Here is a 4,991-nt window from a genome sequence, read left to right as displayed (position 1 = left end):
GGCGGGGGCCCGTGCCTGGGGCTCCGGCCTCGCGACGAGCTGGCACGCCGCCGCGCTCGCCGTCGTGGTCGTCGCCGTGCTCGTCACGACGGCCGTCCCGCCGCACGCGGGCGCCGCGCGGCGGCTGCCGCGGGCCGCGACGCGCGCTACGGCGGTGACCGCGACGGTGCTCGCGGCCGGCTCGGCCGCGTGGGTGGGGGTCGTGCTGCTCCTGGGCCTGCTCACGACGTCCGTGCCGTCGTCCGTGCCATCCCCCGTGCCGTCGGCGCTCGGTGTGGCGGTGCTCGCAGGGGCGGCGGTCCTGGGCAGCCGTGCGGCGCGTGCCGGTGCGGGTGGGGCGGTGCTCCTGGGGCGCTCGGGGGCGGCCGTCCTGGCGTCCGTGGCCGCGCCGGTGCTCGTGCTCGCCCCGGCGCTGCCGCTCGTGGCCCCCGACGGGCGGACGGCGCTCGCCATGGCCGGCACGTCGGTGGCGGCCGCCGCGTGGGTGCTGGTCGGGACGCGGGCGCCCGCCTGGCGGGGCACCGCCCGGGCCGGCGCCGTCGCCGCCGCCTGCGCCGCACTCGTCGCCGGGTCCGCCGCGCCGGCGTGGCTGGCCGCCGCGTCGGCCGTCGCCGTCGCGGTGGCGGTGCACGCCCGCGCCTGGGGCCGGTCCCCCGCTGCGGCGGCAGCCTCCACTGCCGTGGCCGGCGGTCTCGCCCTGCTCGGCGGTGCCGCGGTCGTCACCGTCCTCGGGATCGCGGCCGCAGCCGCCGTCGGCCTCGCGGCACCGGCCGTCGTCGCCGCGCTGCTCGCCCGCGCCGGCCGCGCCCGCGCGCACGGGACCGAGCGCACCGCCGCCCTGCTCACGGCTGCCGGGGCCGCCGCGGCGTCGTGGGCCGTGGCGTGGGCCGTGGCGTGGCAGGCGTCGGCAGCCGCGCCGTCGGCGTCGGGCCCGGGCGCCGTCGCGCCGCTGGCGGCCGCGGCGAGCGCGGCCGCCGTCGTGGTCGCCCTGCTCGGGGACCTGCCCCGCCGCGGGCCGGGAGCCGTGCGTGCCGGCGCCGCCGCCGCCGCGCCCGTCGTCGCGCTCGCCGTCGCCACCGCCCGGACCGTCCTCGACGTGCCCACGCCCGCCGGCGCCGCGCTGCTCGCCGTCGCGATCGGGGCCGCCTCGGTGCTCGCCGCCCACCTGGCCGTGCGCCGCGGCGGCCCGGCAGCACGACACGCCGCGGAGCAGGTCGGCTGGGCCGTCGCCGCGTGCGGCGGGCTCGCCGCCGTCCTCGCGGGCCCCACCGCCACCGCCGCCGCGCTGGCGACCGCCGCCGCGGCGGCGGGTGGCTGGGCGGTCCACCGCGACCGCCGGCCGGCGTGGTGGCTGACGTGGGCGCTCGGCTCCGCCGCGTGGTGCGTGGTGCTCGCCGCCGGCGGCGCGACGGCGCCCGAGCCGTACCTCGTCCCGTCCGGGCTCGCGCTGGTCGCGGTCGGCGCCGCGCGGCTGCGGCTCCGCCTCGGTGGCGCGGCGCCGCTCCTCGGCGGCGGCACCGCGCTCGCGACGCTGCCCACCGCGGTGCTGCCCGCCGTGCTGCCCGTGGGCGGCCGCTGGCTCGACCGCGGCCTGCTGACCGCCGCCGCCGCCGTGCTCGTCGCCGCCGCGGCGCTCGCCCTCACCCGGCGGGGCACCGGGACGGACGCGCGCCGCAGCGGCGCGGCGCTCGCGGTCCTCGTCGGCGCGCTCGCCCTCCTCGGCCCGGGTCGTCGTGCACTCACGGAGGCGGTCGGGTCCGCGCCGGGCACCGCGCCCCTCGTCGAGCCGTGGGCGCTCGCCGCGGGTGCGCTGCTCGTGGCGGCCGCTGCCGCGGCCCGCCGCTCGTGGCCCGGTCGCGGTCCGGCCCTCGTCGTCGCGCTGGCCCCGTGGTGCGTCCTCGCCGTGGTGGCGCTGCCGACCCTGCTCACCACGGCGGCGGCCGCCGGCGCCGCGGAGCCGGGCACCGTGCCGGCGGCGGTCCGGCTCGGGCTGCTCGGCGCCGTCGGCGTCGCCGCCGCGCTGCTGGGAGCCGGTCGGGCGCTGCGCGTCGCGCCCGGGCGCCCGGCGGGCGCGGGCGTGCCGTCCCCGGCCCCGCTCCTGGGCGACCTCGGCCTGGCGCTCGCCGCCGGGTCGGCGGCGGTCGCGACCGCGGTCGTGCCGCCGCACCTGGCCGACGCCCCCGCCGCCGCGGTGGCCGCGACGGCCTTCGCGGCCGCCGTCCTGGCCGCACGCGGTCCGGCCGGCGCCCCCGTGCGCTGGCTCGCGCTCGGCGGGTTCGCGCTCGTGCCCTCGCTGGTCGTCCGCACCGGCGACCTGCGCCCACTGGCCTGGACCGCCGGCGCGGTCGTGCTCCTCGCCCTCGCCCACGCGGCGCGGCCGTCACCCCGCCCCGACGCTCAGCACGCGGCCGCGCCGGGGTCGCTGCGGGTCGCACGCACGACCGCCGCCGCGGCCGCGGCCGTGGCGGTGCTCGGCCCGTGGGCGGACGCCCTGGCGGCCGTCGTCGTGACCCGCACGGGAGCGGCGCCGGGTGGGCCGCCCGTCGCCGCGGTGCCGGGTCCGCTCGCCGTCGAGCTGCCCGCCGCGGTCGCCGCCGTCGTGGTCGCCGTGGCGGTGGTGCTCGCGAGCACCACGTCCCCCGGGTGGGCGCTGCAGGCGGCCGCCCCGCGCGCCGGCGTCGTCGCCCTGCTCGTCGTGCCCGTCCTCGTGGCCGTCGACGGCACGGGCGCCGGCGCGTGGCGGGCGGGCGCCGTGCTCGTGCTCGGCGCGGCCCTCGCGCTCCTGGACCGGGCGCGGGACGACGCGCGGCTCGGTCTCGTCGTCGCGGCGACGGCCGGTGTCGTCGCGGCGCTGCGCGGCGGCCCGGAGCCGGTGGAGGTCCCGCTCGTGCTCGTCGGCCTGGTCGCCGCGGCCGTCGGCGCGCGCCGGCTGCACCGCGACGCCGCCGCCGGCTCCTGGGCGACGCTGGGCGTCCCCGTCGCGCTGACGGTCGGTGCGCCGCTCGTCGGCCTGCTCGTGGCCGCCACGCCGTGGCGGGCGACGACGACGCTGGTCCTCGCGCTCGTCGCGACGCTCGCCGGCGCCGTCCGGCGCCTGCAGGCGCCGTTCGTGCTCGGGGCGGGTGCGGCCCTCGCGGCAGCGGCGGTGCTGCTGACCCCCGTCACCGCGACCGCGCTGGCGCGCGTCGACGGCTGGGTGCTGCTCGCCGTGGGCGGGACGGCCGTGCTGGCGCTCGGGCTCACCTACGAGCGGCGCGTGCGCGAGGCGCGCGAGGCCGTCCGGGTGGTGGCCGCGATGCGGTGACCGCCCGTCAGGACCCGAGGGCGGCCAGCAGCGACCCCGCGTCGGGGCTGCGGTCGAGCAGGTCGCCCACGTGGGCGCGGGTGCCGCGCAGCGGGTCCCGCATCGGCACGCGCTGGAGCGTCTCGGCACCGGCGACGTCGAACACGACGGAGTCCCAGCTGGCGGCGGAGATCTCGCCCGCGTACCGCGCCACCGCCTCCCCCCGGAAGTAGGCGCGCGTGTCCTGCGGCGGGTGCACGACGGCGTCGGCGACCTCCCGCGGCGTCACCAGCAGCTCCACGGCGCCCGCCCCGACCAGCCGGTGGTACAGGCCGCGCTCCGGCCGCACGTCCGACCACTGGAGGTCGACCGCCGCGAGCCGGGGATGGTCCCACGCGAGGTGGTCCCGCCGGCGCATGCCCTCGAGCAGCCGCAGCTTCGCGAGCCACTCCACCTCGCGGGCGCACGAGGCCGGGTCGGTCCCGAGCCGCTCGAGCAGCGACGCCCAGCGGGCCAGCACGTCGGCCGTCTGCTCGTCCGGCGACCCGCCCGCGGCGTCCAGCGCCGCCCGCACGGCGGCGAGGTACTCCGCCTGCACCTGGAGGGCGGTCAGCCGGCGCCCGTCGGCGAGCTCGAGCTGCTCCGTGAGCGTCAGGTCGTGGCTCACGGATTGCACCGCGCCGACCGGGTCGCGCAGCGCCAGCCGGTCGAGCGCCCGCACGACGTCGCGCGGGACCGCGCCCGCCTCGACCTGCTCGATCAGCCACAGCACGAGCGACGTCGTCCCGAGCCGCACGTACGTGGCGACCTCGAGCATCGTCGCGTCACCGATGATGACGTGCAGCCGTCGCCACCGCGTCGGGTCGGCGTGCGGCTCGTCGCGCGTGTTGACGATGGGCCGGCGCAGCGTCGTCTCGAGGCCGATCTCCGCCTCCATGTAGTCCGCCCGCTGCGCGAGCTGGAAGCCCGGCGTCTCCCCCCGCTGGCCCAGCCCGACGCGGCCCGCGCCCGTGAACACCTGCCGGGTGACCAGGAACGACGTGATGCGCGCGGCGAGGTCGGCGAACGGCACCGCACGGTCGACGAGGTAGTTCTCGTGCATGCCGTACGTGGCGCCCTTGCCGTCGACGTTGTTCTTGTACAGCGTCACGTCGGGCAGGGCGGCGTTCGACGCGAGCGCGCGCACGGAGTCGAGCATGACGAGCTCGCCCGCCCGGTCCCAGCGCACCGCGTCGAGCGGGTTCGTCACCTCCGGCGACGAGTACTCCGGGTGCGCGTGGTCGACGTACAGCCGCGCGCCGTTGGTGAGGATGACGTTCGCGGCGCCGGGGTCCTCGTACTCCTCGACCGTGGCCCGCGGCATCTCCTGGGGGCCGTCGCCCGACGGCGCCGGCACCGTCGGGGAGTCCGTGAGCATCGACGGGTGCGCGGACGCCCGCTGCAGGTGGAACCCGCGGGCGTCGTGCAGCGGGTCCTCGTCGTCGTAGTCCCAGCGGGCGCGGGTGCGTCCCGCCTCCCGGGCCGCCGCGTGCACCGCGACGACGTGGCTCGACAGCAGCATCGGGTTCGCCATCGGCCGGCCCGGCTGCAGGACGCCGTACTCGGTCTCGATGCCCATCACGCGGCGCACGGTCACGGCGCCCACCCTAGGCGGGATCGGCGGGGACCTCCCCCCGCCGGACGCACCGCGGCGCACCGTCCCGGGACC

2 protein-coding genes are annotated in these 4,991 nt (G+C 80.9%); one reads left to right on the top strand and one right to left on the bottom strand.

Annotated elements, in window-relative coordinates; translation table 11 throughout:
* A partial coding sequence (locus ACFUMH_RS18585) for an SCO7613 C-terminal domain-containing membrane protein (protein WP_378209014.1) occupies positions 1–3,304 on the top strand: 3,304 nt, incomplete at its 5' end.
* A 7-nt stretch (positions 3,305–3,311) separates the two neighbouring features.
* Here ACFUMH_RS18585 and dop read toward each other — a convergent pair.
* Entirely contained in the window at positions 3,312–4,919 is a 1,608-nt protein-coding gene (gene dop / locus ACFUMH_RS18580; RefSeq protein WP_378209012.1) for a depupylase/deamidase Dop, read from the bottom strand.
* Positions 4,920–4,991 lie beyond the last annotated feature (72 nt).

Source organism: Cellulomonas sp. NPDC057328, from assembly GCF_042667215.1.
Classification (GTDB): Bacteria; Actinomycetota; Actinomycetes; order Actinomycetales; family Cellulomonadaceae; genus Cellulomonas.
The sequence above is the reverse complement of the archived record's forward strand: the minus strand, read 5'-3'. Positions and strand labels throughout refer to the sequence as shown.